Source organism: Kribbella sp. NPDC002412 (assembly GCF_053592935.1).
The window spans coordinates 1-25265 of record NZ_JBSFBL010000018.1; the positions used below are offsets into that span (position 1 = coordinate 1).

At 70.2% G+C, this 25265-nt stretch carries 24 protein-coding genes; 7 read left to right on the forward strand and 17 right to left on the reverse strand.

Features of this window, described 5'->3' with window-relative positions:
• Nucleotides 1-235: 235 nt before the first annotated feature.
• Nucleotides 236-799 carry a hypothetical protein gene (locus ACWCOV_RS16575; protein WP_449830112.1) on the forward strand — a complete coding sequence of 188 codons (564 nt, stop codon included), beginning with the start codon at nt 236-238 and terminating at the stop codon, nt 797-799.
• Here ACWCOV_RS16575 and ACWCOV_RS16580 read toward each other — a convergent pair.
• Genes ACWCOV_RS16580 through ACWCOV_RS16600 form a run of 5 tightly spaced genes read right to left on the reverse strand, consistent with a single transcriptional unit; the run spans nt 796 to nt 6384 of the window.
• Nucleotides 796-1311: a DUF1579 family protein gene (locus tag ACWCOV_RS16580; RefSeq protein ID WP_449830113.1), complete on the reverse strand. Its 516-nt coding sequence runs from the start codon at nt 1309-1311 to the stop codon at nt 796-798. The two genes, ACWCOV_RS16575 and ACWCOV_RS16580, sit on opposite strands and share 4 nt — an antisense overlap.
• Before the next feature lie 5 nt (nt 1312-1316).
• On the reverse strand, nt 1317-2018 hold the full coding sequence (locus ACWCOV_RS16585) for a hypothetical protein (protein WP_449830114.1): 702 nt from the start codon (nt 2016-2018) through the stop codon (nt 1317-1319).
• A 56-nt stretch (nt 2019-2074) separates the two neighbouring features.
• Nucleotides 2075-4621 carry a cation-translocating P-type ATPase gene (locus tag ACWCOV_RS16590; RefSeq protein WP_449830115.1) on the reverse strand — a complete coding sequence of 849 codons (2547 nt, stop codon included), beginning with the start codon at nt 4619-4621 and terminating at the stop codon, nt 2075-2077.
• Nucleotides 4618-5496: a universal stress protein gene (locus tag ACWCOV_RS16595; RefSeq protein ID WP_449830116.1), complete on the reverse strand. Its 879-nt coding sequence runs from the start codon at nt 5494-5496 to the stop codon at nt 4618-4620. The genes ACWCOV_RS16590 and ACWCOV_RS16595 overlap by 4 nt, the downstream gene beginning before the upstream one ends.
• 12 nt (nt 5497-5508) lie before the next feature.
• Complete coding sequence (locus ACWCOV_RS16600; RefSeq protein WP_449830117.1) at nt 5509-6384, reverse strand: universal stress protein; 876 nt, start codon at nt 6382-6384, stop codon at nt 5509-5511.
• Between the two features lie 173 nt (nt 6385-6557).
• Between ACWCOV_RS16600 and ACWCOV_RS16605 the strand changes: the two genes are divergently transcribed.
• The gene (locus ACWCOV_RS16605) at nt 6558-7463 is read left to right on the forward strand and encodes a universal stress protein (RefSeq protein ID WP_449830118.1); all 906 of its coding nucleotides are present in this window, start codon (nt 6558-6560) and stop codon (nt 7461-7463) included.
• 148 nt (nt 7464-7611) lie between these two features.
• Nucleotides 7612-8697 (forward strand): DUF2157 domain-containing protein, encoded by a 1086-nt coding sequence (locus tag ACWCOV_RS16610; RefSeq protein ID WP_449830119.1) that lies wholly within the window; start codon nt 7612-7614, stop codon nt 8695-8697.
• 21 nt (nt 8698-8718) lie between these two features.
• On the opposite strand, the gene ACWCOV_RS16615 is transcribed toward ACWCOV_RS16610, so the two are convergent.
• From ACWCOV_RS16615 to ACWCOV_RS16635, 5 genes are all read right to left on the reverse strand, one after another.
• On the reverse strand, nt 8719-9921 hold the full coding sequence (locus ACWCOV_RS16615; RefSeq protein WP_449830120.1) for an RNA polymerase sigma factor: 1203 nt from the start codon (nt 9919-9921) through the stop codon (nt 8719-8721).
• Nucleotides 9918-10262, reverse strand: a complete 345-nt coding sequence (locus ACWCOV_RS16620; RefSeq protein WP_449830121.1) for a YciI family protein — start codon at nt 10260-10262, stop codon at nt 9918-9920. The genes ACWCOV_RS16615 and ACWCOV_RS16620 overlap by 4 nt, the downstream gene beginning before the upstream one ends.
• Nucleotides 10259-10687: a VOC family protein gene (locus ACWCOV_RS16625; protein WP_449830122.1), complete on the reverse strand. Its 429-nt coding sequence runs from the start codon at nt 10685-10687 to the stop codon at nt 10259-10261. The genes ACWCOV_RS16620 and ACWCOV_RS16625 overlap by 4 nt, the downstream gene beginning before the upstream one ends.
• A gap of 75 nt (nt 10688-10762) precedes the next feature.
• The gene (locus ACWCOV_RS16630; protein WP_449830123.1) at nt 10763-11998 is read right to left on the reverse strand and encodes an MFS transporter; all 1236 of its coding nucleotides are present in this window, start codon (nt 11996-11998) and stop codon (nt 10763-10765) included.
• On the reverse strand, nt 11995-13344 hold the full coding sequence (locus ACWCOV_RS16635) for an MBL fold metallo-hydrolase (protein WP_449830124.1): 1350 nt from the start codon (nt 13342-13344) through the stop codon (nt 11995-11997). The genes ACWCOV_RS16630 and ACWCOV_RS16635 overlap by 4 nt, the downstream gene beginning before the upstream one ends.
• 36 nt (nt 13345-13380) lie before the next feature.
• On the opposite strand from ACWCOV_RS16635, the gene ACWCOV_RS16640 reads away from it, so the two are divergent.
• The 3 genes from ACWCOV_RS16640 to ACWCOV_RS16650 all read left to right on the forward strand — a co-directional run bounded on the left by ACWCOV_RS16640 (nt 13381) and on the right by ACWCOV_RS16650 (nt 16508).
• On the forward strand, nt 13381-14037 hold the full coding sequence (locus ACWCOV_RS16640) for an ArsR/SmtB family transcription factor (RefSeq protein WP_449830125.1): 657 nt from the start codon (nt 13381-13383) through the stop codon (nt 14035-14037).
• A 29-nt stretch (nt 14038-14066) separates the two neighbouring features.
• A complete protein-coding gene (locus ACWCOV_RS16645; protein ID WP_449830126.1) occupies nt 14067-15605 on the forward strand; it encodes a LuxR C-terminal-related transcriptional regulator in 1539 nt (512 codons plus the stop codon).
• An 81-nt stretch (nt 15606-15686) separates the two neighbouring features.
• Nucleotides 15687-16508, forward strand: coding sequence for a class I SAM-dependent methyltransferase (locus ACWCOV_RS16650; RefSeq protein WP_449830127.1), 822 nt, complete (start codon nt 15687-15689; stop codon nt 16506-16508).
• Here ACWCOV_RS16650 and ACWCOV_RS16655 read toward each other — a convergent pair.
• The 6 genes from ACWCOV_RS16655 to ACWCOV_RS16680 all read right to left on the reverse strand — a co-directional run bounded on the left by ACWCOV_RS16655 (nt 16501) and on the right by ACWCOV_RS16680 (nt 23713).
• The gene (locus tag ACWCOV_RS16655) at nt 16501-17718 is read right to left on the reverse strand and encodes an RNA polymerase sigma factor (RefSeq protein ID WP_449830128.1); all 1218 of its coding nucleotides are present in this window, start codon (nt 17716-17718) and stop codon (nt 16501-16503) included. The genes ACWCOV_RS16650 and ACWCOV_RS16655 overlap by 8 nt on opposite strands.
• Before the next feature lies 1 nt (nt 17719).
• On the reverse strand, nt 17720-18085 hold the full coding sequence (locus tag ACWCOV_RS16660) for a YciI family protein (RefSeq protein ID WP_449830129.1): 366 nt from the start codon (nt 18083-18085) through the stop codon (nt 17720-17722).
• Nucleotides 18082-18540, reverse strand: coding sequence for a hypothetical protein (locus tag ACWCOV_RS16665; protein WP_449830130.1), 459 nt, complete (start codon nt 18538-18540; stop codon nt 18082-18084). Before ACWCOV_RS16665 ends, ACWCOV_RS16660 begins: the two co-directional genes overlap by 4 nt.
• A gap of 107 nt (nt 18541-18647) precedes the next feature.
• Nucleotides 18648-20759 (reverse strand): hypothetical protein, encoded by a 2112-nt coding sequence (locus ACWCOV_RS16670; protein ID WP_449830131.1) that lies wholly within the window; start codon nt 20757-20759, stop codon nt 18648-18650.
• A 16-nt stretch (nt 20760-20775) separates the two neighbouring features.
• The gene (gene ligA, locus ACWCOV_RS16675) at nt 20776-22773 is read right to left on the reverse strand and encodes an NAD-dependent DNA ligase LigA (protein ID WP_449830132.1); all 1998 of its coding nucleotides are present in this window, start codon (nt 22771-22773) and stop codon (nt 20776-20778) included.
• A gap of 37 nt (nt 22774-22810) precedes the next feature.
• A complete protein-coding gene (locus ACWCOV_RS16680) occupies nt 22811-23713 on the reverse strand; it encodes an NADP-dependent oxidoreductase (protein ID WP_449830133.1) in 903 nt (300 codons plus the stop codon).
• Nucleotides 23714-23858: 145 nt separating this feature from the next.
• Here ACWCOV_RS16680 and ACWCOV_RS16685 point away from each other — a divergent pair, with 145 nt between their 5' ends.
• Nucleotides 23859-24449, forward strand: a complete 591-nt coding sequence (locus ACWCOV_RS16685) for an HD domain-containing protein (protein ID WP_449830134.1) — start codon at nt 23859-23861, stop codon at nt 24447-24449.
• On the opposite strand, the gene ACWCOV_RS16690 is transcribed toward ACWCOV_RS16685, so the two are convergent.
• On the reverse strand, nt 24446-25210 hold the full coding sequence (locus tag ACWCOV_RS16690) for a hypothetical protein (protein ID WP_449830135.1): 765 nt from the start codon (nt 25208-25210) through the stop codon (nt 24446-24448). The genes ACWCOV_RS16685 and ACWCOV_RS16690 overlap by 4 nt on opposite strands.
• Nucleotides 25211-25265 lie beyond the last annotated feature (55 nt).

The following is a 25265-nucleotide window of genomic DNA, read 5'->3' on the forward strand; positions in this document are numbered from 1 at the left end:
CCCACGCCGAACAACGCAAGAAAGCCCCAGTAGACAGCGCGCCAGGCCAGCGCGGCGTTGGTCTCTTCAGTCTGTGAAGTCATTGCCATCACGATCAGCCTCCCACCTCTACCGTCATCCGGTCGCGGGCCGGCGGGCAGGGACCAGACGCCCCCAAGACCGGGACATTGGTCCCTGCTCGGCCGGCGAACGCGCCGTCATGCTGGTACGCACGAGTCACCTGAGGGGGTGCGTGATGGCCGAACCAGGTCCGTTGCCCCGGGCCACCGCCTTCGTCCGGGTCGCGCGATGTGTCGCGGCCACCGTTGTGCTGCTGGCGCGACGGCGAGTCCACCTGCCGCGCGAGAACCTCCAACGGCGGCTGAGCTTCGCCGACGGATCGCACGGCCGCGTCTACCGCGAGACGATCGTCGAGCGGCCAGTTGCCGATCCCTGCGTTCTCGTGGTCACGTTCCGGCTGCGAGGTGTGCGCGGCTGGGGACACACCGCGTTCCGTTGGGAGTCCTGGCTGAACACGCCGCTGTTCGTCGGCTTCGACGGGTTCGTCTCCAAACTGTGGCTGGCGAACGACGAGCACGGTTCGTACCGCGGTCTGTACGAATGGGACGGGCCGGAGCGGGCGGTCGCGTACGCCCGCGCGCTCTGGCGCGTCCTCGAGCTGGTCTCCGTCAAGGACTCGATCCACTACCAGGTGATCCCTGGCCTGCGTCGGGACGAACTGCTCGCCGACCCCGGCGTCCTGGCGACGGCCGAGCCGCCTGACCAGGACGCGTGGTGGCGAGTAGCCGGTATCCGCTAACCAGGTACCTTCGTCCGGCAGACGTAGCGCTCGACCAGCCGGAACGGGCCGCCGTCGATCGAGGCCTCGTTGCGCCAGATCATCTCGGTGTCGTCGACCAGGTGCCAGAACATCCGGATCCGGACCGGCGGGCGCCCGATCGACTCGAACGTGAGCAGGTCGCCGTCGATCCGTCCGCGGAGGACCTCGGCGTGGCCGTTGTTGTCGGCCACAGTGGCGCGGTACTCCTGTGCTCGCGGATCCCATCCGGCCACCCAGTGCAGCTGCCACCGGGCGACGAAGGTGCCGTCGGCAAGGAACTGGTCCTGCCAGTAGTCGCCGACGATCCACAGGCCGTCCTGGATGAGGTGGTGCACACCCTCGCCGGTGGCTGTCAGCTCCGGGCTGCCAGGACCGAAGACCTCCGGCCGGATCGTCCCGGTCCACGTCACGTCGCGGTGGAAGCGCGCGAGCGCCGCCATCTCAGGCCCGGCCTGCAACGGCCTCGGCACCTGGTCCTTCGTACTGTCCATGTGGATCACTCGACCTGCCGGCCGGCGCGCGGCACTGCCAGAATAGTGGCGACCACGCCGAGTACGAAGAAGGCGCCGGCGCTGACGAGTACGACGATCGACAGCCAGTCGAGCGCCGGTACCGTGGCACCGAGGTCCAGCCGGACGTCGACGCCGGCTGACGCGTCGGACGACATGACGACGATCGTCCAGTTGCCGCTCTCGACCGGCCAGGTGATCGACTGCGTCCCGGTTCCGTCGGCTTGGACTCGCCAGATCGACAGCTCGGTCGGCGCCGCCGACGGTGCGGTGCCGGCGTGATCGACGTACTGGTCCCGGTCCGAGCCGTACCACGATCGCACGGTCGAGTAATCGACTCCTTGGAGATACCTGTGGACGTCGCTCGACCGGGCGATGCCGACGAACACCGGACTGCCGTCAGCAGCCTCGACCCGTAGGCGTGCATCGCCGAGCAGACGACGCGGCACGCCCGGGGTGGCCTCGATCGTCATGTCCTCGCTGACGAGGGCGTAGCCGGCGGTCTGGATCGACACCGTGTCGGACGTCAGGTAGCCGGCGTTGTCGCGCTGGGTTTGGTCGAGCCAGAGCATCGTCCCGCCGATGATCAGCCCGAAGGCGGACATCAGCGCGACCACGATGCCGATGACGGTGACGATCACCCGTCCTGCCGACCACCGTTGCTGTGGTTGTGTTGCCGTCGTACTCATGATGGACCTCCTCCTCTTGCCAGCACACCGGGATCGCAGGTGTCGGGGCAGAGCGGTTACGTCCCGTTCCGGTGGGCCGAAGGACCTGTCCCCGCAAGGCCGCGTGGGCGGCGGAGCCGGACTAGGGCGACCACCAGGCCAGGCACTGCCGCGAAGGCGAGGGCTGCCGCGAACTGGGTCAGTGACAGCGGTTGCAGACTCAGCAGGTCGCGCAGGGGCGGCAGCAACAGTGGGACGACCTGAGCGACCAGCGCGCCGGCGACGGCGATGTCGAGGAAGCGCAGCCGGGGTTCGCCGCGGGGGCGGGGCCGGCGCAGCGCGATCGCGACTCCGAGCTGGGCCAGTCCGAGGATGAGGTATGTCATGGCTTGCCAGGGAGCACCGGTCGACCGGGCCCAGAGCGCGCCGGCGAGCGTGACGGCTGCGATCAGGGTTCCGGTCCAGGCGATGCGCTGCCACAGGCCGGAGCCCAGGACCTGTTCGTCCGGAGAGCGCGGCCCACGGCGCATCGCCCGTGGGTCGGCGGGTTCCGCTCCGATCGCGACCCCGGGCAGTCCGTGGGTGAGCAGATTGATCCAGAGGATCTGCGCCGGCACCAGGGGCGTGGTCAGCCCGAGCAGCGGACCGATCAGCATCACGAGTACTTCGGCGAGCCCGCCACTGAGCGCGTACCGCAGGAAGGTCCGTACGTTGGCGTAGATCCGCCGGCCCTCCTCGATCGCGGCCGCGACCGTGCCGAGGTCGTCGTCGGTCAGGATCAGGTCGGCCGCCTGCCGGGCCACCTCGGTGCCTTCCTTGCCCATGGCGACGCCGATGTCGGCGCGCCGCAGAGCGGGTGCGTCGTTGACGCCGTCGCCGGTCATCGCGACGACATGGCCGGCGTCCTGCCAGGCGCGGACGATGTCGAGCTTCTGCTCCGGGCGGATCCGGGCATACACCCGGCCGCCGGCCGGGTCCGCGCCGGCGTCGATGTCGGCGCCGGTGACCACCTCGTCGGTGTGCAGGCCGATCCGGCCGGCCACCGCCTGGGCTGTCCCGGGGGCGTCGCCGGTGATCAGCAGTACTCCGACTCCGGCGTGGCCGAAGGATTCGACCACCTCGGCGGCGTTGTGGCGAACGGGGTCGGTGATCGCGACCAGACCGGCGAGCCGCAGCCCGTTCTCGGATCGCTCGGAGCCCACTGGCAGCACCCGGTCCGCGACTGCCAGAACGCGATAGCCGGCGGACGCGAGCTCCACGGCGACAGCGCGGGCCGCCGCCAGCTCGCCGTACGTCGTGACCGTGGGATCGAGCATGACCTCGGGTGCGCCCTTGCCGACGGCAAGCACGCCGGCGCCGTCCGGCAGCCGGTGGAAGGTCGTCATCCGCTTCCGGGTGCTGTCGAACGGGATCTCCGCGATCCGTGGGAATGCTGCGCGCAGCAGGGCCGGGTCGCTGCCACCTCGATGCGCGAGGGTGAGCAGTGCGGCCTCGGTCGGATCGCCCATCGGAAGCCAGTCAGGCTGGTCTTCCTCCGGTGCGCGCAGATCGGCGTCGTTGCAGAGGGCAACGTCGCGGAGCAGCCTGGCCGGCGGGGGGAACTCACCCTGTGGCGACAGCTCGCCTTCCGGTGCGTAACCGTTGCCGCTGGCGATGAAGTCGCCCTGCTCGGTCCACAGCCGCTCAGCCAGCATGACGCCTTCGGTCAGCGTGCCGGTCTTGTCGGCGGCAACCATGGTGACCGATCCGAGGGTCTCGACGGCGGGCAACCGCCGGACGATGGCAGAGCGGCGGGCCATGCGGTGTGCGCCGATCGCCAGGGCCAGGGTGACCACTGCGGGCAGTGACTCCGGGACCGCGGCGACCGTGAGGCTGACCGCGGTCACGACCATGTCGGCCGGCGGAAGTCCTCTGAGCAGCCCGGCGAGGGCGACGACGCCGGACAGGAGCAACGCGATCAGGCTGAGGATCCGGCTGAGCGCGGTGAGGCGGTTCTGCAGGGGAGTCGGCCGCGGTTGCTCGGTGGCGAGGAGACCGGCGATCTTGCCCAGTGCGCTGTCCGGCCCGGTTCGGGCGACCGTGCCCGAGCCGCGGCCCCTGGTGATGACCGTGCCGGCGAACACCTCGCTGCCGGGGTTCTTCTCGACCGGGACGGACTCGCCGGTCAGTGCGGACTCGTCGGCCTGCAGCCGGACAGCGCTGGACAGCGTCAGGTCGGCAGGCACGATGTCGCCGGCGTCCAGGACGACCAGGTCACCCGGAACGAGATCTGCCGCCGGAATCACACTGGTTCGCCCGGAGCGGACCACCGTCGCATGCGGCGCGGCGAGCCGGTGCAGGGTGGCGAGCGCACGCTCGGCTCGGAGTTCCTGCATCACACCGACCGTGGTGTTGAGCACGATCACCGCAAGGATGACCGCAAGATCGGTCAGGTCATGCAGACTCGCAGTGAGCACCGCCGCAGCGATCAGCAGCAGGATCATCGGATCGCGCAGCTGCGCCAGTACCCGGCGGCGGACCGGGACAGGCTTGGGCTCGGCGATGGCGTTGGGCCCGTGGCCGGCCAGCGCCCGTGCGGCCTCGGCATCGGTAAGGCCCTGGGGCACCGAGACGTCGATGCTCATCCGGCCACGCGACTCTCGTGATGGACAACAGCCACCGGGCATTTGCTGTGGTGCAGCAAGCCGCGGGCCACCGATCCCAGCAGCAGCGGAGTGAACTGGGTACGGCCGCGGCCGCCGACCACCACGAGATCCGCCTCGGCAGACTCGAGGGCCAGCACCTGGACAGGATGCCCGTCGGTGCAGCGGGTCCGGATCTCGACCTCACGGAACTTCTCCGGCCAGCCGGCGAGAGACCCGGACAGGATGGCCTCGGCGTGCGGGATCCACGGCCGCTGCTCGGGGTCGGGCCACAGATCCGTCGCCGGATAGTTCTCCGGCAGGTTGGCCGCGTGCACCGCCTCGAGTTCGGCCCCCTCGATGCCCGCTGTCTCGAAGGCGAAGCCCAGAGCGGCCTGACAGTCGACCGAGCCGTCGACGCCGACCACGACCCGGCCCTTCGGCGCCGCCTCGGGATTCCACTCGTCGGGTACGACGACCAGCGTTCCGGTCGACAGCGCTGCGCAGAGTTGCGACGTCGAGCCGAGGACCAGCTCGGCGAAACCACCCAGGCCGCGCCGGCCGATCACCAGTGTGCTGCCGGACTCGCTCGCGAGTTCGAGCAGTGTCTTGGCCGGATGACCATGCTGCACTTCGGCGGTGGCGTCCGGGAAACCGAGCCGAGCCAGCTCGCAGGCGGTGTCTTCGAGCTCGTCGGAGCCGTCGTCGTGGCCGGCCGGTGGCGCGTCCGGCGCCGGGCGGTCGTCGTCGACGACATGGACGGCACGGAGTGCCAGCCCACGTCTCCGGGCGTGCCGGACCGCCCAAGCGAGGGCGATCAGCCCGTCGCGGGACCCGTCGATTCCGACGATGAGGGGTGGCTGAGGCTTGGTGGACATCGTCGAGCCACCTCAGCGGACGATGGCGACCGGGCAGTGGGCGTGATGCAGGACGCCCTGGCTGACCGAGCCGAGGACGAGGCCGGCGAAGCCGCCCCGGCCTCGGGACCCGACCACGGCGAGCTGGGCGGACTCGGCCGCGAGCAGGATCGCCTGCGCCGGATGGCCGTTCGTCAGCCGGGTCTCACACTCCACGTCCGGGTGATCCTGGCGGGCGCCGGCGACCGACTCCGCGACGAGGAGACGGGCAGACTCCTGCACGTCACCGTCGTCGAACTGCAGGATCGAGTGCCCGTCCACGTAGGTCAGGAACGGGCTGGACCAGGCGTTGACGGCGACGACCGTGGCCCCGATCGCCTCGGCCTGGTCAAAGGCGAAATCGATGGCTTTTGCGGAGTCCTTGGAGCCGTCGACGCCGACGACGACGGTCAGCTTCTCGTGCGCGCGGGGCCGCAGATCGGGTGGTACGACGACGACGGGGCACTGCGCGTGCGCGCTGACCTGTACGGCGACCGATCCGAGCAGCAGCCCGCTCCAACCACCGAGGCCGCGGGAGCCGAGGACGAGCATCCGGGCGTGTGCGGTCTCCTCGACGAGGACCTCGGCGGGAGTGCCCTCGACCAGCAGGGTCTCCACCCGGAGGTCGGGGTGCTGAGCTCGCAGCGCGTCGGCCAGCGCACTGAGGCCGTGTTCGCGCGCCGTCCGCAGCGCCTCGAGTGGGACGACGGTTCCGGGCGTGGGGCGAAGCGCGACGATCAGTTCGAAGACCTCGACGACGCGCAGCGGGCTGTCGAGCCGGTCGGCCTCGGCGGCGGCCCAGTGCAACGCGGCCCGGGCGGCGGGCGAACCGTCGTAGCCGGCGACGATCGGGGCGGCCTGTGACGACATCGTTCCTCCTCGGAATGACTTGGTACGTCGACTGTCTCCCGATGAGGCCCGCACCGTCAGGGCCGAAGGTCCCGCGAGGGCGTGGCGTCCGGCTAGGTCCGTGAGGCAGGGCGGCTCTGCCGGTGAATCTGCCGGTCCGCGAGGGTCGAGCTGACGGGAAGCGGAGGGACGACATGAATACTTGGGCGCGCACGGGTCCGGTGGCGGTGGAGATCGACGGCAGCCACGACGACCTGCGCATCGTCGACTACGCCTGCATGGAGGCACTTCGGTCCGGCGCCGAGTTGATCCTGGCAGCGCCGTACCCCGCCGCATCCAGGCCGATGGCGCCGGAGCTCCAATCGGCCTCGCCCGAGGACCTGGCCGACGCGGCGCTGCGGACGGCGGTCGCGCACATTCGTCACCGTTACGGCAACTGGGTGCAGTTGAACGCCGTGTCGAAGGAAGGATCGCGGCAGCGGGTCCTGCCCGCGGTCGCCCGGCACGCGCGGATGCTGGTCGTCGGCCGGCGAGCAATCCGCGGTCCGCAGCGGTTGGTGGCGGCCCAGGGGAATCTGTTCCTGGCCGGCCGAACCGGATGCCCGGTCGTCGTCGTACCGTCGTTCTGGAAGCCCTCGATCGACGACCGAAAGGTTGCCGTGGGCCTCGATGGTACGCCGCTGTCGGACGAGGCACTGGAGTTCGCGTTCCGCGCCGCGGCCGGCCGCGAGGGTGACCTGATCGTCGTTCACAGCGCCCGCCGCACGGACGGCGACGGAGCATGGATCCGCCGGGCCGACCAGATGCTGACCGACGCGCTTGCGGTGTGGACGGCCGCGTATCCGCGGGTTCGGGTGACCAGGTTCCTGACCGCCAGGGATGCGGTGGCGGCGCTCGTGCACGAAAGCCAGGAGGTCGGCCTGGTCGTCGTCGGCTCCCACTCCGGTCTGCTGACAATCGCGGATCCGGTCACGCGCCGGTCCGTCGCCGATGTGACCTGCCCGGTCGCGATCGTGCCGCATCACGTAGCGGTCGCCGAGCGGGAAGAGCTGCTCGACCGGAACAGGTCGTGGACCGCGCCCGTCGCACCGCTGTACTGAGCGGACCCCAGCGATCTCCGGGGCAGCGCGAGCCGTCATCGTCTACGGCTCCGCGCGACCCGGCCGGCGTGGTGGCCACGCTGAGGTGCCCGGCGCTGAGTGACCTTGGACTCTGGGCGAGCGCACCGGACGAAGCGATGGTTGTGCTATGAGGGACGAGGTGCCCGTCGGCCCGGCCGAGTTGCCGGCCCTGCTCGATCGCTGGGTCGCGGCGGGTGTGATCACACCCGCACAAGCCGCACGGATGCTGGCCGATGTCGCGGCACATCCGCCCTCCATGCCTGCGGGTGTGGAACGACAGCGCCAGACCTCACTGGCGATCGAAGCGCTCGGATACCTCGGCAGCGCGCTGATCGTGGTGGCCTCGCTGCTCCTGGCTTCGCAGTACTGGAACGACCTGTCGACCGCTGGTCACCTGATCGTTGTCGGTGCGGCAGCCGTGACGCTGTTGCTGGCTGGGTTCGCCGTACCGAAGCGGCTGGGCCCGGCTGGTCTGCGGATGCATGCTGTCCTGTGGCTCGGCGCCACAGTGACCACCGCCGGCTTCCTTGGCCTGCTCGGCCGCGAGGTGCTCGAGTGGTACGACGAAGACCTTGCACTGCTGGTCTTCGCGGGCTCGGCGGCTCTTGCCTCGGTGCTGTGGTGGCGGTTGCCCACGAGCCTGCAGCAGGCGGCCCTGGTCGTGGGGCTGGCCGGCTTTGCAGGCGCCGCGGCCGCACAGCTTCACGCTGCCGAGGCCGAGTTGCCTGGACTGGCCGTGTGGGGCGTAGGCGCGATCTGGTTCCTGCTCGGCTGGGGTGGCGTGGTACGGCCGCGCTCGGCCGCATTGCTGTTCGGCGGGATCGGCTTGATCGTCGGCGCGGGAATGACGATGCCTGCCGATGGCGGGATCGTGCTGGCTCTGGCAACGGCGGCCGCGCTGGTCTCACTCGCGGTACTGGCCCGGGATCTGCTGGTGCTCGCCCTCGGCGGCTGGGGTGCCGTGCAGTTCCTGCCGATCGCGGTCAACGAGTGGTTCCCCGGTGAGTTGGCTGCCGCGATCGCGCTGCTCGCTGCCGGCGGCCTGCTGGTCGCGGTGGCGATCTGGATCGCCCGGCGCCGCGGCGGACAGCTGGCAGCTGACAAAGCGGTCCACCGCGAGTACGGCGTGATCCCACGCCAGGCAGCGTGGGCCGCAAGTGCCTGCGTCGCCGCCGCGGTCACCGCGGTCGTCCTCGCGCTGGGCACAACCTGACCTCGCGGTGGGCCGGTCGGGTCACAGGTTGGTGTGACGGGAGTGCAGGAGGTGGAGTTGCGCCGGGTTGCTGGTGAGTTCGAGGGCTCGGCGGTCGGCTTCGTGGGCTTCTGTGGATCTTCCGTCGGCTCGGAGTAGTTCGCCGCGGATTGCGTGGTACAGCGGGTAGTTGTCGAGCGCGGTGTCGAGGTCGTCGAGCTCGGTGAGGGCGGCTCGTGGTCCGTGGACGTACCTGATGGCGACGGCGCGGTGGAGGCGGGTGATGGGGGTCGGTTGGAGGTGGAGAAGCATGTCGTAGAGGACGAGGATCTGCTTCCAGTCGGTGTCGGCCCAGGTGGGGGCGTCGCAGTGGCAGGCGGCGATGGCGGCCTGGAGTTGGTACGGGCCGGGGGAGTGGTGGCGGCGCGCCGTACGGGTGAGCAAGGCCGTTGCGTTGGCGATGGCCTCGTGGTTCCACAGTGCGCGGTCCTGGTCTTGGAGGAGGACGAGCTGTCCGTCGGTGGTGAACCGTGCGGCGACGCGGGCGCGATGCAGTCGGATGAGGGTCAGGAGTCCGGTGACTTCGGGTTCGTTGGGGAGCAGGCCGGCCAGCAGCGCGGTCAGCCATTCGGCGTCGTCGACCAGGTCGCGGGAGTGCGCGCGGTCGCCGGTGCTGGACAAGTACCCCTCGTTGAACAGCAGGTAGATGACGGTGAGTACTTCGTTCAGTCGTTCGGGGAGCTCCTCGTCGCGGGGGATCCGGTACGGGATGCCGGCGTCGGCGATCTTGCGTTTGGCGCGGGTGATGCGCTGGGCGACCGTCGTCTCGCCGACGAGGAATGCCGCGGCGATCTGAGCGGTGGTCAGTCCGCAGACGACGCGGAGGGTCAGGGCGATCTGAGCTTCCCGCGGCAGTGCTGGGTGGCAGCAGGTGAAGATGAGCCGAAGCCGGTCGTCGGGTTCCGGCCGGACCGGCCACTGCAGGTGGCTGAGCTTGGTGCGGTAGTTCTCCTGACGGCGCAGTACGTCGAGCCCGCGCCGCTTGGCGACCGTGAACAGCCAGGCGTCCGGCCGGTCCGGGATGCCTTCGTCCGGCCAGCGTCGGAGCGCGGTCTCGACCGCGTCCTGGACCAGGTCCTCGGCAGCGGAGAAGTCGCCGAGCAGCGACATCAGCGATGCGCCGAGCCGGCCCGCGTGCTCGCGTACGACGCGGGCCAGCTCGTCGGCGGCGTGGACTTCGGTCATGACTCCACTGGGCGGATCTCGACGACCGGGCAGCCCGGCCAGGTCTTCACGATCCGCAGCGCCTCGTCGAGGTCGGCGACGTCGACCTCGACGAAGCCGGAGATGACCTCCTTGCCTTCCATGAACGGGCCGTCGGTGGTCACCGGTTCGGCGCCGTCGAGCCGAACCGTGGTGGCCGACGCCGCGCCCTGCAGCTTCGCGCCGCGGTTGGTGATCTTCGGCGCGTGATCGGCGAACCACTGGTACACCTTCTGATAGGCCTGCTCCAGCTCAGCCGGGCTCATCGCCTCGAGCTCCTGGGCGAACTCCGGGGTGTCGACGAACATGAGCACGTACTTCACTGCACCACCTCCTGTGCTGAGTCTGCGTCACCCGCGGGGAGACTGGCGAACAGGTCGACGCCGTTCCCGGACGGGTCGGCCACGGTCGCGTACCGCATGCCCCACGGCGCGTCGTACGGCTCCTGCAGTCCGGTGACGCCGCCGGCGACGAGCTCGGCGTACTTGGCGTCGACCGCCGCCGGTGACTCCTGCTCGAAGGTCAGGAAGGTCCGTCCCGTGGCGGTCGGCTTCCAGCCGGAGGTGGTCTTGCCGCGCAGCTCGTCGGAATCGAGCATCAGGTGCAAACCGTTCGGCAGGTCGCACCCGGCGTGGTCGTTCGGCCAGTGCTCGTCCCGGACGAACTCCAGCCCGAGCCGACGGTAGAACTCGATCGCGGCAGTCAGGTCGGTCACCGCGATGTCGAGCGCGTTCACGGTCGCTGACATGGTCATGTCCCTTCTCGCTGTGGTCCTTTCACGAACCTGACGATCGGCGGCAGGCCGAATACGACACCGGCCGGCTCATCGCGAGCTCTTGGGATGTGTTTCGTACATCCGGGCGGCGACGACGAGTCCGGACGCGGCGGTGATGGCGGCGACGGTCCAGATGGCCGTGGGTATGCCCCAGAGGTCGGCGATCACGCCCGCGAGGAGCGCGCCGACAGCGAAGCCGCCGTCGCGCCACAGCCGGTAGACCCCGACGGCGCGGGCACGCCAGGTCGGCTCCGCGACGTCCCCGACGGCCGCGAGCAGGGTCGGGTACACGGCCGCCGTACCCAGCCCGAGTGCCGTCACCGCGACGAGCCAGCTCGACAGTTCGGTGCTCACAGCAACCATGACGAGTGCGGCTGCCTGGACGAACATGCCGCCTGCGATCAGCCACTTGCGCCCGATCCGGTCCGACAGTGTCCCGGTCGCGAGCTGGGCGAACCCCCAGACCGCGGGGTAGAGCGCGCCGAGGAGGCCTACCGCGGCGAGACCGAGTCCCTGGCTGGTGAACAGGATCGGGAAGAGTCCCCAGGCCAGGCCGTCGTTGAGGTTGTTGACCAGGCCCGCCTGGGATGCCGAGGACAGTGCGGGTTCGGTGAAGCTGGTCCGGGTGAAGACCTCGCGGGTGGTGAGACCGGGATGCGTCGTACCTGCCTCCTGGTGTGCGTGACCGCGAGTCTCGCGGACGACGAGGGTCGACAGCCCGAGTCCGAGGGCCGCGTACGCGGCGCCGAGCAGGAACGGCGCCGGCCGCAGACCGTGCGCGGCGGCGAGGTACCCGGTGGCCATCGCGGTTCCGGCGACTGCGACGTACCCGGCGGCCTCGTTGAGGCCCATGGCGAGACCACGACGAGCGGGTCCGACCAGGTCGATCTTCATGATCACGGTCGTGGACCAGGTGAGGCCCTGGTTGACGCCGAGCAGCACGTTGGCGGCGATCACCCAGCCCCAGTGCGGGGCCCAGATCAGCAGCAGCGGGACGGGGATGCCGACGAGCCAGCCGGCGACGAGCACGGGTTTGCGGCCGAAGCGGTCCGACCAGGTGCCCGCGAAGAAGTTGGTGACGGCCTTGACCAGGCCGAAGGCGAGGATGAAGGTCAGCGCGCCGGTGTAGGCGGTGAGCTGGAAGGTCTGCTCGGCGAGCAGCGGCAGGACCACGCGTTCCTGGCCGAGCATGCCGCCCACCAGGGCGTTGACCGCGACGAGCACGACGAACTGGCCGAGGTTGGCTCGCAGGCCCAGCCGCGGTGGGCCGGTCCGGGTGGTCATGCCAGCGGTCTGCCGGTGGCGGCTGTCCAGTCGTCCACGCCACCCTCGAGGACCTGGACACCGACGTGGCCGTGACGGCGCAGGATGCTCGCGGCGGTCATCGCGCGTTCCCCGTGGCCGCACATCACCACGATGGGCTCGGTCGGAAGGTCGGCTACGTGATCCGGCAGGTTGCCGAGCTCGACGTGGACGGCGCCTGGGATGTGGCCGTTGTGGAACTCGTTGTCCTGCCGTACGTCGAGCACACGGTGGTCGCCGATCTCGCTCGCGGTGAGCAGCGGCGTCCGGGTGGGGGGTCCGTCCCACGCCGCCATACCGCCGGCGAGCTCTCCGACCGGTACGTCGTACCCGATCTTGACGGCCTGCCAGACGACCTCGGTCAGGTCCTGGTCCGGGCGGCGGACGATCACGTACGGCGTCGCCGAGTCGAGCAACCAGCCGAGCCAGGAGACGAACTGGGCCCGGAGCGGGATGGACAGCGCTCCCGGGATGTGCCCGGCAGCGAAGTCCCGCACCGGCCGCACGTCGATCACCACGGCGCCGAGCCGGGCCAGCTTGGCCACCCTCGACGCATCCAGTCCCGGAACTGCCAGGCCGGCGGACAGGCTGGGGCCGCGGCGGTTCTCTTCGGGGAGGCGCAGGAAGTACGGCGGGAAGCTGCCGAGCCCATCCAAGAGTTGCCGGACGAACGCATCCTCGTCGGTCGCGGCCAGCAACGGGTTGGTGGCCTTCTCCCGCCCGACGGTGGAGGTCCGCTCGCCGCTGCCGGGCGCGGAGCAGAAGGATCCGGCGCCGTGAGTTGGCCACAACGGAGTGGAGTCGGGCAGTTCGGCAAGCCGCCGCAACGATCGGTACTGCGCCGAGCTGAGTGCTTCGGTCTGGTCGGCGCCGGCGAGGTCTGTACGGGCGGCGCCGCCGACGATCAGCGAGCCGCCGGTGAACACACCGAGCCGGCTCGAGCCGTCGAGCAACTCGTAGGCCAAGTGCTCGCCGGTGTGGCCGGGCGTGGTCAGCGCACGCAAGGTCAGCCCGCCGAGATCGACCTCGTCTCCGTCGCTCAGGCGTGCGTGGTCGAACAGCCGGCCTCCGGCCGCGGATGCCAGGACCTTGGCACCTTCGGTCTCACCAAGTTGGACCGCGCCGGACAGAAAGTCGGCGTGGAGGTGAGTGTCGGCGGCGAAGGCCACCGTGAGGTCGCGCCGCTCCGCTTCGGCTCGCAGCGCCCGCAGATCGAGCGACGGGTCGACCGCCAGTGCCCGTCGATCACCCAGGTCCACCAGGTAGGCCGAGTTGCCCAGGCCGTCGTCGACGACCGGAACGACCATGTTGCCGAGGTCAGCAGCCACTCCTACACTATTCCATGAATCTTTGGAGGAATGTCAATGGGTGACCCGGCGCGCAAGGCGGACCTGTTCGAGGAGTTCGCCAAGGTCGGCAAGGCGCTGGCCAGCGCCAAGCGGCTGGAGTTGCTGGACCTGCTGGCGCAAGGGGAGCGGCCGGTCGAGCTGCTGGCCGGCCGGGCCGGGCTCGGCCTCACGACAGCGTCGAACCACCTGCAGATCCTGCGCCACGCGGGCTTGCTGGCGACCCGGAAAGAGGGCACGAAGGTCTACTACCGGCTGGCCGGCGCCGACGTGGCGGGGCTCTGGTCACAGCTTCGGAACGTCGCGGCGATGCACAGCGCCGGGGTCGAGCGCGCCAAGGCCGCGTATCTGGGTGCAGACGACATCGATGAGCTGACCCGGGACGAGCTCTTGCTGCGCTTGGAAGCGGGCGATGTCACGGTGATCGACGTACGGCCGGTCGAGGAATACGACGCCGGCCACATCCCCGGCGCTGTCTCGATCCCGGTCGACCGGCTGGCGGAACGGATTGCGTCGTTGCCGGCCGGCACCACCATCGTGGCGTACTGCCGCGGTGCGTACTGCGTGATGGCGCACGAGGCGGTGCGCATGCTGACCACCGAGGGGCGCCGGGCCGTTCGGCTGACCGAGGGCATGCTCGAGTGGCGCTTGGCGGACCTGCCAGTCGCTGTCTGAGGGCGGCCCCACAGGATGACACTGGGGTGGTGACCGGGATCAGCGGACTCGAGCTGGACGACCTCGACCGGCTCGCGCTTGCCGCGTACCTGGCTGGGGAGGATGAGCAGGCTACGCAGCTGTGGACGCGCGCTCACCACGAGGCCACCCGAGCCGGCGAGCGGCAGCGGGCCGTGCGGTACGCCGTCCGGATCGGGGCCGGACTGCTGTTCCGAGGTGAGACCGCACCTGCGATGGGATGGCTCGCTCGCGCCGGACGTGCACTCGAGGGCTTGGGGTACGGCGCCGAGCACGCGTGGGTGCTGACCTGGAACGCCTTCGTCCAGCTGTGGGCCGGCGATCCGGAGAACGCGCAGCCTGCCTTCGCGGAAGGGGTTGCGGCCGGCCGTCGGTGCGGCGACCCCGATCTGGTGACCATGGCACGGCTCGGCGAAGGCATGTCGCTGCTGATGCAAGGGCAGGTCCCGGCCGCGATGGCCCTGTTGGACGAGGTCATGGCCGGCGTCACCTCAGGCGAGGCATCGCCGATGTACGCCGGTATCGCCTACTGCACGGTGATCGCCGGCTGCTCGGGGGTCTTCGACCTGCGGCGGGCCAGGGAATGGACGGCGGCGCTGAGTCGATGGTGCGAGTCCCAGCCCGACCTGGTTCCCTTCCGCGGCAACTGCCTGGTCCATCGCTGCGAGCTCATGCAGCTCGACGGAGCCTGGTCTGACGCGGTCGCAGCTGCTCGCGACGCCTGCGACCGGCTCTCCGGCGCGGTCCGCTGGGACACGCTGGGTTCGGCCTACTACCAGTTGGGCGAGCTGCAGCGGTTGCGTGGTGAGCATGCTGACGCTGAGGACAGCTACCGCAAGGCGAGTGAAGCCGGACGCTCACCCGAGCCCGGCCTGGCGTTGCTGCGGCTGGCGCAAGGTCGCGTCGACGTCGCGACCAGCGTGCTGACTCGCGCGCTCCACGAGGTCCTGGAGCCACCTGCGCGTGCGCGGATCCTGCCCGCCTACGTCGAGACCATGCTGGCCGCGGGGGAGGTGGCATCGGCGCGGGCATCCGCCAATGAACTCCGGCAGATCGCCGAGTCCATGGACGTGCCCTATCTGCGCGCGGTGAGTGCGTCCGCCGAGGGCGCAGTCCTACTCGCCGAGGGTGAGCCAGGCCCCGCGTTGCGGACGCTTCGGGTGGCCGTCGGGGCGTGGCGGTCGCTGGCTGCGCCGTACGAGACGGCGCGCGTTCGGGTTCTGGTCGGCTTGGCCTGTGCTGAGCTCGGGGATTCGGAGACCTCAGCAGTGGAGATCGACGGCGCGCGGAGCACCTTCGAGGAGTTGGGTGCGCAGCCGGATCTCCAGCGGCTCGACGATCTCGTCGGCCGGGTCGCCGGCGCCCTGACCGCGCGTGAGGCCGAGGTCTTGCGCCTGCTGGCCACCGGCAGGACGAATCGCGCTATCGCTCGCGAGCTCGGCCTGGCCGAGAAGACAGTCGCTCGCCATGTCAGCAACATCTTCGCCAAGACCGGCGTGCCATCGCGGGCTGCCGCGACCGCCTACGCGTACGAGCACCGTCTGATCTAGACACAACTACCCATGCTCTCGACGTGGAGCTGGGTCGTCTGACCGAAGTCGGACGGCCGGTCGCCGGCCTACCTTCAGGCCATGACAGCTTTGCAGGCATGGGACGCGATTGCTCAGGCGTACGACGAACACGTGGCGCCGGGGGAGTCCGAACTGGCTACGGCCGGCCTTCGACTGGCGGGCCTCACAGCGGGCGACTCCTTCCTCGACGTCGCCGCCGGGACCGGCGGCCTGAGCCTTCCCGCGGCGCGACTCGGCGCGAGGGTGCTGGCAACCGACTGGTCGCCGAACATGATCGACCGCTTCAGCGCGCGGGTCGCTGCCGAAGGCCTCGATGCCGAAGGCAAGGTGATGGACTGTCACGCGCTGGCCATCCCCGACGACACCTACGACGTCACGGGCTCACAGTTCGGCGTCATGCTGGTTCCGGACCAGGCGCAGGCGCTCCGTGAAATGGTCCGCGTGACGAAGCCGGGTGGACGCGTCCTCCTCATCGCCTACGGGAATCCCGCGGAGTTCGAGGCGCTGCACTTCTTCGTCGGCGCCGCGCAGGCGGTCGTTCCGGGTTTCGAGGGCCCGCCGGAGGACGAGCCGATGCTCGAGTTCCAGGTGGCCGATCCGGCGGTGCTGCGGCAACGGCTGACCGACGCGGGACTGTCGGACGTCGTCGTCGACGCGAGTCAGCAGGAGAGCGTCAGCGTCCGGACCGGACAGCAGCTCTGGGACTGGACCCTCGGCGGCAACCCGATCCCCGGCCAACTCGTCGCCGGCCTCACCGACGAGCAACGCCAGGAGATCATCGGCGTGCTCGACGGCATGATCCGCGACCGCGCCGGCGGCAACGGTTCCGTCGTACTCACGGCTCCACTCAACATCGGCGTCGGGACCAAGCCCATCACGTAAGACGGTCGGCGCGGGCGAGGAGGTACTGCTGTTCCAGGGGGCTTGGGGTTTGGTCGGCGGCCAGGCGGTAGTGGGTTGCGGCGGCGGCTTGGTCGCCGGCGGACTCCAGGAGGTGCGCGCGGACCGCGGTCAGGCGGTGGTGCTCGGTGAAGCGGGGGTCGTCGGCGAGGGTGTCGAGGAGGCGGAGGCCGGCGTCCGGGCCGTGGACCATGCCGGCGGCGACGGCGCGATTGAGCGTGACCATGGGGTTGTCGGTCAGCCGCTCCAGGAGTGTGTACAGGCCGAGGATCTGCTTCCAGTCGGTGCTCGCGGCATCGGCCGCTTCGTCATGTACGGCGGCGATCGCGGCCTGCAACTGGTACGGTCCCGGCTTTCCACGCGCCATCGCGGCCGTCAGCAGATTGGTGCCCTCAGCAATCAGTTCGGGGTTCCAGCGACGGCGGTCCTGCTCGTGCATCGGGATCAGCACGCCGTCGTCGCCGGTGCGGGCCGGCCGTCGGGCATCGGTCAGCAGCATCAGTGCGAGCAGGCCCGCGACCTCCCCGTCGGCGGGCAGCAGCCGGTGCAGCATCCTGGTCAGCCGGATCGCCTCGGCGGAGAGCTCCACCCGGTCCGGCTCAGGGCCTGCGGTGGCGGTGTAGCCCTCGTTGAAGATCAGGTACAGGACCTGCAGTACGGCGTCCAGACGCTCGGCCCGGTCGACCGGGGACGGGAGCCGAAAGGTGGATCCCGCGGCCTTGACCCGTTGCTTGGCCCGGCTGATCCGCTGCCCCATCGTTGGCAGCGGCAACAAGTACGCCCGGGCGATCTCCTCGGTCGTCAAACCGCCGACGGCGCGCAAGGTGAGTGCGACCTGAGACTCCCGGCTGAGCACGGGGTGGCAGCAGAGGAACAGCAGGACCAGCGAGTCGTCCTGGTCCGCCGATGGTGTGCCCTCGGGTGGCGGGAGTTGCCGGGTCGCGTCGATCGCCTCGCGCTCCCGTCGCGCCTGGTCCTGGCGTAGCTGGTCGATCATCTTGCGGGACGCGACCCGGATCAGCCACGGGCGCGGATCGTCCGGGATGCCGTCAGCCGGCCAGCTGGTCGCCGCGACCAGCAGCGCCTCCTGGACTGCGTCCTCGGCGGTGTCGAAGTGGCCGTACCGCCGTACCAGGGCACCGAGGACCTGCGGCGCGAGCTCACGCAGCAGGTCCTCGATCCGGGGTGTCACGTCAGCTCCCGTCCGGTCCGTCCGGGATCGGGCGGATCTCGACGGTGTCGCCGATCGCCTCGACGATCCGGGCGGCGATCTCCACCGCCCGGTCGTGGGTGGCGGTGTCCACGATGGCGTAACTGACGAGGACTTCCTTGAACTCGGCGTACGGGCCGTCGACCGCCACCGCGCCCTTGTCGGTCTTGCGGACGGTGACTGTCAGGGACGGGTCGGCCAGCCCTTCGGTCGCCACGAACTCGCCGGACTCGGTCAGCTCCCGGCCGAGGTCCTCGTAGAACTGGCACATGGCGATGAACTCCGGACTGCTGGTGTCCACGGTCTCCCAGTCGGCCTTGTTCGTGTAGGCCAGCAGGATGTACTTCACTTGTCGTCTCCTCGGTCGCTTCTCGTCATGGTGGACTGGTAGCCGCCGCCACCGGGGTAGACCCACTCTCCATCCATCCGCGTGTCGCCGTCGCTGAAGGTCCCCCGGAAGTACGCCGGTGAGCCCTTCTCGCCACCCCAGATGGTCAGGGTGTCGCCCTCGAGCTCGTACACGTAGTCGAGGGTGTTCCCCTCGCTGTCGTAGAACCTGGACTTGATGTCGTCGCCCGGCGCGGCGCCGAACGGACGCTCGTGCCCGATCACCTCCAGGCCGTTGATCTCGTGCCCCTGCTGGTGCATCAGGACGCGCTGGAGCAGGAAGTAGCCGCCTTCCATCCACTCGTAGGTCACCGTGCCGACGGTGCCTCCGGACACGCTCCACTCGCCGACCAGCCGGTCGAGCCGGCGCAGGGCTTCACTGGGCTGCGGGACGGGTGGGAACTCGTACTCGGTCATCTCGGACCATCCTTTCGAGGTTGCTCTGATGCCGCTACCTCGAAGCCACCACACCGTCTTCGACAGCTTCGGCGAAGTTTTTTTGGCCGTCTTCTCGACGGTGCCGTTCAGAAGGTGATCTCAACCCGGGAGCCGGTGGGAACGCCGGGATGCCGGAGCCACAGCACGCCGACCTCGGCGTCGTACCGCAGGTCGGGGAGGTCGGCGCCGTCGGCTCGGACGGCGGCCGGCCTGGCCGGCACGCGCAGGGCGGTCGTGACCTGCACTCCGCGCGGCGCCTCGCAGCCGAAACGGATCGTGGTCTGGTCGCGTTCCCAGTCCACGATCCGACCGGCGGAGGCGAGCAGCGGTTCCTCGTCGTACGTCAGGTCGCGGAGCCAGGTCAGCTCGCCCGGGCCCAGCTCGCGCCGCCGGACGACGCCCAGCTGTGGGTCGAGCAGATCGAGATACTTGCCCTCGACGACGTGCGAGCCGCCGGCCTCCTCCAGGACGGCGCCGACGAGGTACGGACCGCGCCGCACGGACAGCCAGTTGGTGGACTTCCAGGTGTGGCCGCCTGCTTCGGCCAGCTCGCGGATCGCCGCGACCAGCTCGTCGGCGCGTTCCGGCGACTCGGTGAAGTCGGCCGGTCGGGACGGGAGGAACCGGACCCGGCCCTGCCCGATCGGCTGGACGCCGTCGTGGTCGCGCTCCGCGCCGAGCGCCTCGGCCAGATGGTCGGCGCAGGTGTCGTAGCGGCCGGTCCACCAGGACCGGATCTCGTGGTACGGGTCGGCGCCGTCGCCGACGTACAGCAGACTGCCGCCGCGGCTGACCCACCCGGCCAGCGCGTAGTGGATGCCGGGCGCCAACGGCTTCTGGAACTCATAGCTCAGGACGAGTACGTCGACATCGTCCAGCGCATCCGGAGTGTCGATCACGTTCTCCAGCTGGACCGGACAGACCCGCTGCCCGTCGCACAGCGGTGGCAGCGCCAAACCGTAGAAGTCGGAGAAGTGCAACTGCTCGCGGCCTTCCACTGCCAGGGCGTCCTGCAGGCCGTCGTAGTGTCCACTCTCACCGCCGGGGGACCAGCGCTGGAACATGGCGGTGTCCGAGAGCGCGACCCCGATCCGCGGTCCTTCGTGAGCCCAGCGCACCTCCGGCTGGTCCAGGTCGCGCAGGCTGTTCATCGCGATCAGGTAGCTGGTGGCGGTGTCGTGCGGAATCGATTCCCGTTCGGTCGACCCCTCGCGCAGGTAGGGACGGTTGAAGATCCGGTTCGGCCACGGCGCCACCTCGTACCGCGAGACGCCCGGGTGCAGCAGCGAGGCGACGAGGGTGCGCTGGTAGTTGGCCAGGTAGTCCTCCCAGGTGCGGTCCGGGTGGTCCTCGATCGGGTCGTGCAGGAACCACATCCGCCGGTCGGTGCCGCGGGTCAGGTCCTGGGCGATGCCGTACTCCAGGTAGGCCGTCTCGAACGTGCGCTCCGCGACCTTGCCGGCGTACACGTTGGGGGTGCGGGAGGTCCCGGTCCACACCTGCGCGATGGCGCCGTCGATCGAGGGCAGCGTCCGGAGGCGGGACTCGGGGCTGATGATCTGCCACTGGGTGTAGTTCAGCAGGCTGTGCGTCGGGACGTAGAACCGCACCTCGCGGCCTTGCTGGAGAGCTTCGTCCCGCAGCACGGAGGTGACCCGGTCAAGGCTGCGGGACAGCAGGTGCTGCTTGAGCTGCCCGGCGCGGAAGTGCGCCTCGGGGGTGCTGTGCGGCGGCTGCCACGGCTCGCCGAAGAACGCCTGCCACTCCCGCTTGAACGATTCCGAGTAGCCGGCGCGGGCCCAGAACTCCGGCTCTTCGAGGTGGATGCCCTCGACCCCGAGCCCGATGATCGGGCGGAGCTTCTGCACCAGGTACTCGGTGAAGCCGAAGGTCGGGACCATGTACGGGATGTCGGTGCTGTGCCCGTGCAGGATCGGGGATCCGTCACCCGCGGTCTGTGCGTCGGCCCAGTGGTCGGAGCCGTCCCACCGGCCATCGAGGTAGTCCTGGTAGGTGCCCCAGGAGATGCCGGTCATCAGGTGGACGCGATAGCCGGCCTCGCGCCACCGGGCGATGCGCTCCGGTGTGGTGTCGTTGAGCCCGTAGACCATCACGAAGTCGGTCCGCAGGTCGATGGTTTCGTCGTACGGCGCCTGCTCCTGGAAGCCGGTCGCCTCGCGATGCTTGCCGTTTGTCATGTGCCCTTCCCGGGGGTCAGCGGGGGAGTAGGTCAGCGGCTTGCAGTTGTTGCCAGATCTCGGACTGGTCGACGACGGTGACGCCGAGCTTCTCGGCCTTGGTGAGCTTGCTGGCGCCGACGTCCGCGCCGGTGATGAGAAAGTCGGTGCTTGCCGAGACGGATGAGGCGATGGTCGCGCCGGCCCGTTCGCAGAGGCGCTGGAAGGCCGGGCGGGTGACCTTCTCGCCGGAGCGTGGGTCACTGATCGAACCGGTGACGACGACTGTTTTGCCGGCGAGCGGCGCACCGGCTGCCACGACCGGTGGGAGGTCTTCCTCGCGGACGTCGAGCGAGACGCCGGCCGCGCGGAGCCGCTCGAGCTCGGGGCGCAGGCGGGTGAGATGCTCGATCAGGGAGGCGGCCACCTTCGGGCCGATGTCGTCCACGGCCACCACGCCGTCGACGCCCGCGTCGGCGACCGCTTCCAGGGAGGCGAATCCCGCCCGGCACAGCCTGGCCGCCGTACCCTCGGACGCCATCGGGATCGCGAGGCCGATCAGTGCCCGGCGCAGGCCGACCTGGCGGCTCGCGTCGATCGACTCGATCATCCGGGCGGCCGAGACCTCGCCGATGCGGTCGAACTCCAGCAGGCGCTCAGCGGTCAGCTGGTAGAAGTCCGACGGGTGCTCCAGGATCCCGGCCTCGGCCAGGCGCTCGATCCAGACCCCGCCGATGGCGTCGATATCGGCGGCCGCGCGGGACGCCCAGTGGATGAGTCGCCGGACGGTCTGGGCGGGGCAAGCCACGTTCGTGCAGAACAGCTCGCGACTGTTGCCTTGCTCGGTCAGCGGCTGCTCGCACGACGGGCAGACGCTCGGCGGCACGATGTCGCGCTCGGCTCCGGTGCGCTTGGAGGCGTCGAGTACGCCGGCGACGAACGGGATCACGTCTCCGGCGCGCCGGACCAGGACCGTGTCGCCGATCTTGATGTCGCGGGCGCGGATGACCTCCTGATTGGCGAGCGTTGCCCGGGTGACCGTCGTACCGCCGACGAAGACGGGTTCGAGCCAGGCGACCGGCGCGATCTTGCCGGTCTTGCCGACGTCCCAGACCACGTCGGCGAGCACGGTGGTCTTCTCCTCGGCGGCGAATTTGTACGCGAGGGCGCCGCGGGGCGAGCTCGAACGGGTGCCGGCGGCAGCGAAGGCGTCGCGGTCGGCCAGCCGCAGTACGGCGCCGTCCAGGTCGTAGTCGAGATCGTTGCGCTGCTGCTCGATCGTGGTGATCACCGCCTGCGCCGCGGCGGCGTCGTCGCAGTGCCGCATGTCGGCGACGGTGAATCCCATCGTCTGCAGTGCGCGCTCCAGATCGGCGGCCGCGTCGTCGGAGTCGCTGAGCAGGTCGAAGGCGAAGAACTGCAGCCGCCGCTCGGCCACGGTGGCCGGGTCCTTGGCGCGGAGGGTGCCGGCGGCGGCGTTCCTCGGGTTGATCAGAGGCTTGTCGGGGTGGGCGGCGTTGTAGGCGGCGAAGGTGGAGCGCAACATGACCGCCTCACCGCGGACCTCGGTGCGGTCCGGTACGTCGAGCCGGGCCGGGACGCCGTCGGTGAGCGCCCGCACGAGCGGGGTGACGTCGTCGCCGGTGGTCCCGTCGCCGCGGGTGACTGCTCGGGCCAGTTTGCCCTTCTCGTAGACCAGGGCCAGTGACAGGCCGTCCAGCTTCGGCATGACGACCACCGACTGGCCGGGGAAGCGGGTGAAGAAGGCTTCGACCTGCTCGGGCCGAGTCGCCTTCTCCAGGGACAGCATCGGCCGGGAGTGCCGGACGGGGGCGTGCAGCACCGCGGGCGCGCCGACCTGCTCCAGCGGGTTCGGGTCGGGCGCGAGCTCCGGGTTGGCCGCGATCAGCGTTCGCAGCTCGTCCTCGATCGCGTCGTACTCCGCGTCGGCCACCGTCGGCGAACCCCGGTAGTAGGCGTCCCGCAGTACGACGATCTGATCGGCCAGTTCCTGAATGCGCTCCCCATCGTCCACGACCCAGGACACTACCGGCCGCCCCGGACAAAGTGCCTCAGGTCAGCGTGATGATCGTCCGGCCGCGGGTGCTGAAGGCGGCGGGGGCGTCGGCCAGCGGGCGGACGGTCGTGACGAGCGGGGTGAGCCGGCCGTCGTGGAGGCGGCTGGCGAGCTGGGCCAGTTGGTCGCGGTTGGGCTCGACGACGAAGAAGATCGCCCGGCCGTCGCGCGGGTGGATGGCCGGCGGATCGGCGATGGTGACGAGGGCGCCGCCGGGGCGCAGCAGGGCGGTGGAGCGATCACGGATCTCGCCGCCGATCACGTCGAGCACGACGTCGACCTCGCCGGCGTCCTCCAGGCGTTCGCCGTCCAGGTCGAGGAACGTGTGGACGCCTAGCTCGGCGGCCTGCTTCTGGTCGGCGGCTCGGCCGGTGCCGATGATGTGGGCGCCTGCTTCGCGGGCGAGCTGTGCGGCGACGGAGCCGACCGCGCCGCCGACTCCGTGGATGAGGACGGTCTGCCCGGTCTTCAGCTTGGCGTGGTCGAACAGAGCCTGCCAAGCCGTCAGGCCGGAGATCGGCAGCGCGGCCGCGGTGACGTGGTCGACGCCGGCGGGGAGCGGCGCCAGGTTGCGCGCCTCGACGGCGGCGTACTCCGCGAGCGAGCCGTTACGGGCCCAGTCGGCCAGCCCGAAGACCCGCTGACCGACCGTGAGACCGGTGGTGCCGTAGCCGAGCTCGACGACCACGCCCGACAGCTCGTGGCCAGGGACGCTTGGCGTGCGGTCGCGGCCGACGCGGTCGGTCCAGGTCCCCGGCCAGTCCAGCTCACCGCGGGTGAAGCCGGCTGCATGAACCTGTACGACGACGTCGTTCTCGGCGGCGTGGGGGTAGGGCAACTCGGTCAGAGACAGTCCGTCGACGCCGGCCTCGGGGTCCCGGACGGTGATGGCACGCATGACCTCGACAGTACGTACTCGCGGCCCGCTGTCCATGGGCCATTTGGACGCGAACTTGATGGGCCGCTTGGGTGGGTGATTGGCCCGTGATTGTGGTATCGGAGTGGACCACGAGTGCGGGCCTGCTGCGCCGTACCGTCGTCTCATGAGCGTTCCTGACACGGCTGCCTCGGCGGCGGCCTTGGAGGTGGCCTCGGCGTACCTGTCGCCGGCCTTGCTGACCCACTCGCGCCGCGTCTACTTGTGGGCGGCGGCGTTGGGGGAGCAGCAGGGGATCCGGTACGACGCCGAGTTGCTGTTCGTGGCTGCGATGTTCCATGACATCAGCCTGGTGCCGGAGTTCGACAGTCACACCGTTTCGTTCGAGGAGGCCGGCGGGCATGTCGCCCGCGTGTTCGCCGCCGGTGCCGGGTGGCCGAGCTCGCGGCGCGTGCGGCTTGGCGAGGTGATCGTCAGGCACATGTGGATGGACCTGGAGGCGGCTGACGATCCCGAGGGTCACCTGCTGTCGCGGGCTGCGGCACTGGACATCGTGGGTCGGGGGATCGACGATTTGAGTCCGGCTTTCCGGGACGACGTACTCCAACAGCACCCGCGTCTCGGCCTGGCTGAGGAGTTCCTCGCCTGCTTCCAGGCGCAGGCCGCGCGGAAGCCCGAGAGCTCGGCCGCGCGAGCAGTCCAGTCCGGCCTGAGTGCCAGGATGGCCGCCAACCCTCTCGACGCCGTACGGCCTTAGCGGTCGGGGATGTAGGTGACTGTCAGTTCGCGGTCGGCCCAGCGGATCCGTACGGCGGTCAGCACGCCGAGCAGCACGATTGCGACGCCGATCATCTCGGCCGTCTCCTCGACGGCCATCGCGAGGTGCCGCCACAGGTAGCGGGCGCCGGCGTCGGTGAGCAGGACGTTGACGACCTCCATGCCCAGCGCCCCGGCGATCGACGTGGCCAGGCCGGCGACGATGACGACGCGCGGCCGGGCCGGGATGGACCGGAACGCGGGAACCAGGACGAGCAGCGAGAGCACCAGGGCCGCGGCGGCCGGGATCGTCCACCCCAGACGCCCCAGCAGCGAGCTGGTCTCGAAGACCGCCGTGGTCCACTCGGCGCCACGTTCGTGGAGCGAGACGACCTCGTCGAGGGACAGCAGGGCGAAAACCGCGGCCAGCACAAGCCAGGGCCGCGCGGCGCGGCCGGCACGACCGGCTCGACCGGTGAGAGCGCCGCGGTCAGCCAGTCGGGCGGCGGCGATCGTCAGCAGACAGCAGGTTGCCAGCAGCGCTGATGTCCACCAGCTCGCCAGCGAGCGCTCCTGAGCGGCGTTCAGCAGTGCCAGGGCATCGGCCAGGGCACCGGGCTCGGGCCGGACGAAGCTGCGGACCGCGACGGCCCCGACGTGGAGCACCATGATCGCGGCGCAGATCGGCACCAGCCGCCGTCCGATCGCATGCCCGAGATCGTCCCGCGCAAAGGCGGGAACGATGGATCGGCGCTCGGACATGAACGCACGCTAACAACCGAGCGGGCGCTCGGACGCCATTTGAAAATGAGAGTTG

Bases quoted from the DNA above. Each gene is read 5' to 3' on its own strand.
- ACWCOV_RS16580 (WP_449830113.1), bottom strand. From the start codon at position 1,311: ATGGACAGTACGAAGGACCAGGTGCCGAGGCCGTTGCAGGCCGGGCCT.
- ACWCOV_RS16640 (WP_449830125.1), top strand. From the start codon at position 13,381: ATGGGTGACCCGGCGCGCAAGGCGGACCTGTTCGAGGAGTTCGCCAAG.
- ACWCOV_RS16670 (WP_449830131.1), bottom strand. From the start codon at position 20,759: ATGACAAACGGCAAGCATCGCGAGGCGACCGGCTTCCAGGAGCAGGCG.
- ACWCOV_RS16605 (WP_449830118.1), top strand. From the start codon at position 6,558: ATGAATACTTGGGCGCGCACGGGTCCGGTGGCGGTGGAGATCGACGGC.
- ACWCOV_RS16590 (WP_449830115.1), bottom strand. From the start codon at position 4,621: ATGAGCATCGACGTCTCGGTGCCCCAGGGCCTTACCGATGCCGAGGCC.
- ACWCOV_RS16690 (WP_449830135.1), bottom strand. From the start codon at position 25,210: ATGTCCGAGCGCCGATCCATCGTTCCCGCCTTTGCGCGGGACGATCTC.
- ACWCOV_RS16575 (WP_449830112.1), top strand. From the start codon at position 236: ATGGCCGAACCAGGTCCGTTGCCCCGGGCCACCGCCTTCGTCCGGGTC.
- ACWCOV_RS16600 (WP_449830117.1), bottom strand. From the start codon at position 6,384: ATGTCGTCACAGGCCGCCCCGATCGTCGCCGGCTACGACGGTTCGCCC.
- ACWCOV_RS16595 (WP_449830116.1), bottom strand. From the start codon at position 5,496: ATGTCCACCAAGCCTCAGCCACCCCTCATCGTCGGAATCGACGGGTCC.
- ACWCOV_RS16615 (WP_449830120.1), bottom strand. From the start codon at position 9,921: ATGACCGAAGTCCACGCCGCCGACGAGCTGGCCCGCGTCGTACGCGAG.
- ACWCOV_RS16650 (WP_449830127.1), top strand. From the start codon at position 15,687: ATGACAGCTTTGCAGGCATGGGACGCGATTGCTCAGGCGTACGACGAA.
- ACWCOV_RS16610 (WP_449830119.1), top strand. From the start codon at position 7,612: ATGAGGGACGAGGTGCCCGTCGGCCCGGCCGAGTTGCCGGCCCTGCTC.
- ACWCOV_RS16680 (WP_449830133.1), bottom strand. From the start codon at position 23,713: ATGCGTGCCATCACCGTCCGGGACCCCGAGGCCGGCGTCGACGGACTG.
- ACWCOV_RS16665 (WP_449830130.1), bottom strand. From the start codon at position 18,540: ATGACCGAGTACGAGTTCCCACCCGTCCCGCAGCCCAGTGAAGCCCTG.
- ACWCOV_RS16630 (WP_449830123.1), bottom strand. From the start codon at position 11,998: ATGACCACCCGGACCGGCCCACCGCGGCTGGGCCTGCGAGCCAACCTC.
- ACWCOV_RS16685 (WP_449830134.1), top strand. From the start codon at position 23,859: ATGAGCGTTCCTGACACGGCTGCCTCGGCGGCGGCCTTGGAGGTGGCC.
- ACWCOV_RS16625 (WP_449830122.1), bottom strand. From the start codon at position 10,687: ATGTCAGCGACCGTGAACGCGCTCGACATCGCGGTGACCGACCTGACT.
- ACWCOV_RS16585 (WP_449830114.1), bottom strand. From the start codon at position 2,018: ATGAGTACGACGGCAACACAACCACAGCAACGGTGGTCGGCAGGACGG.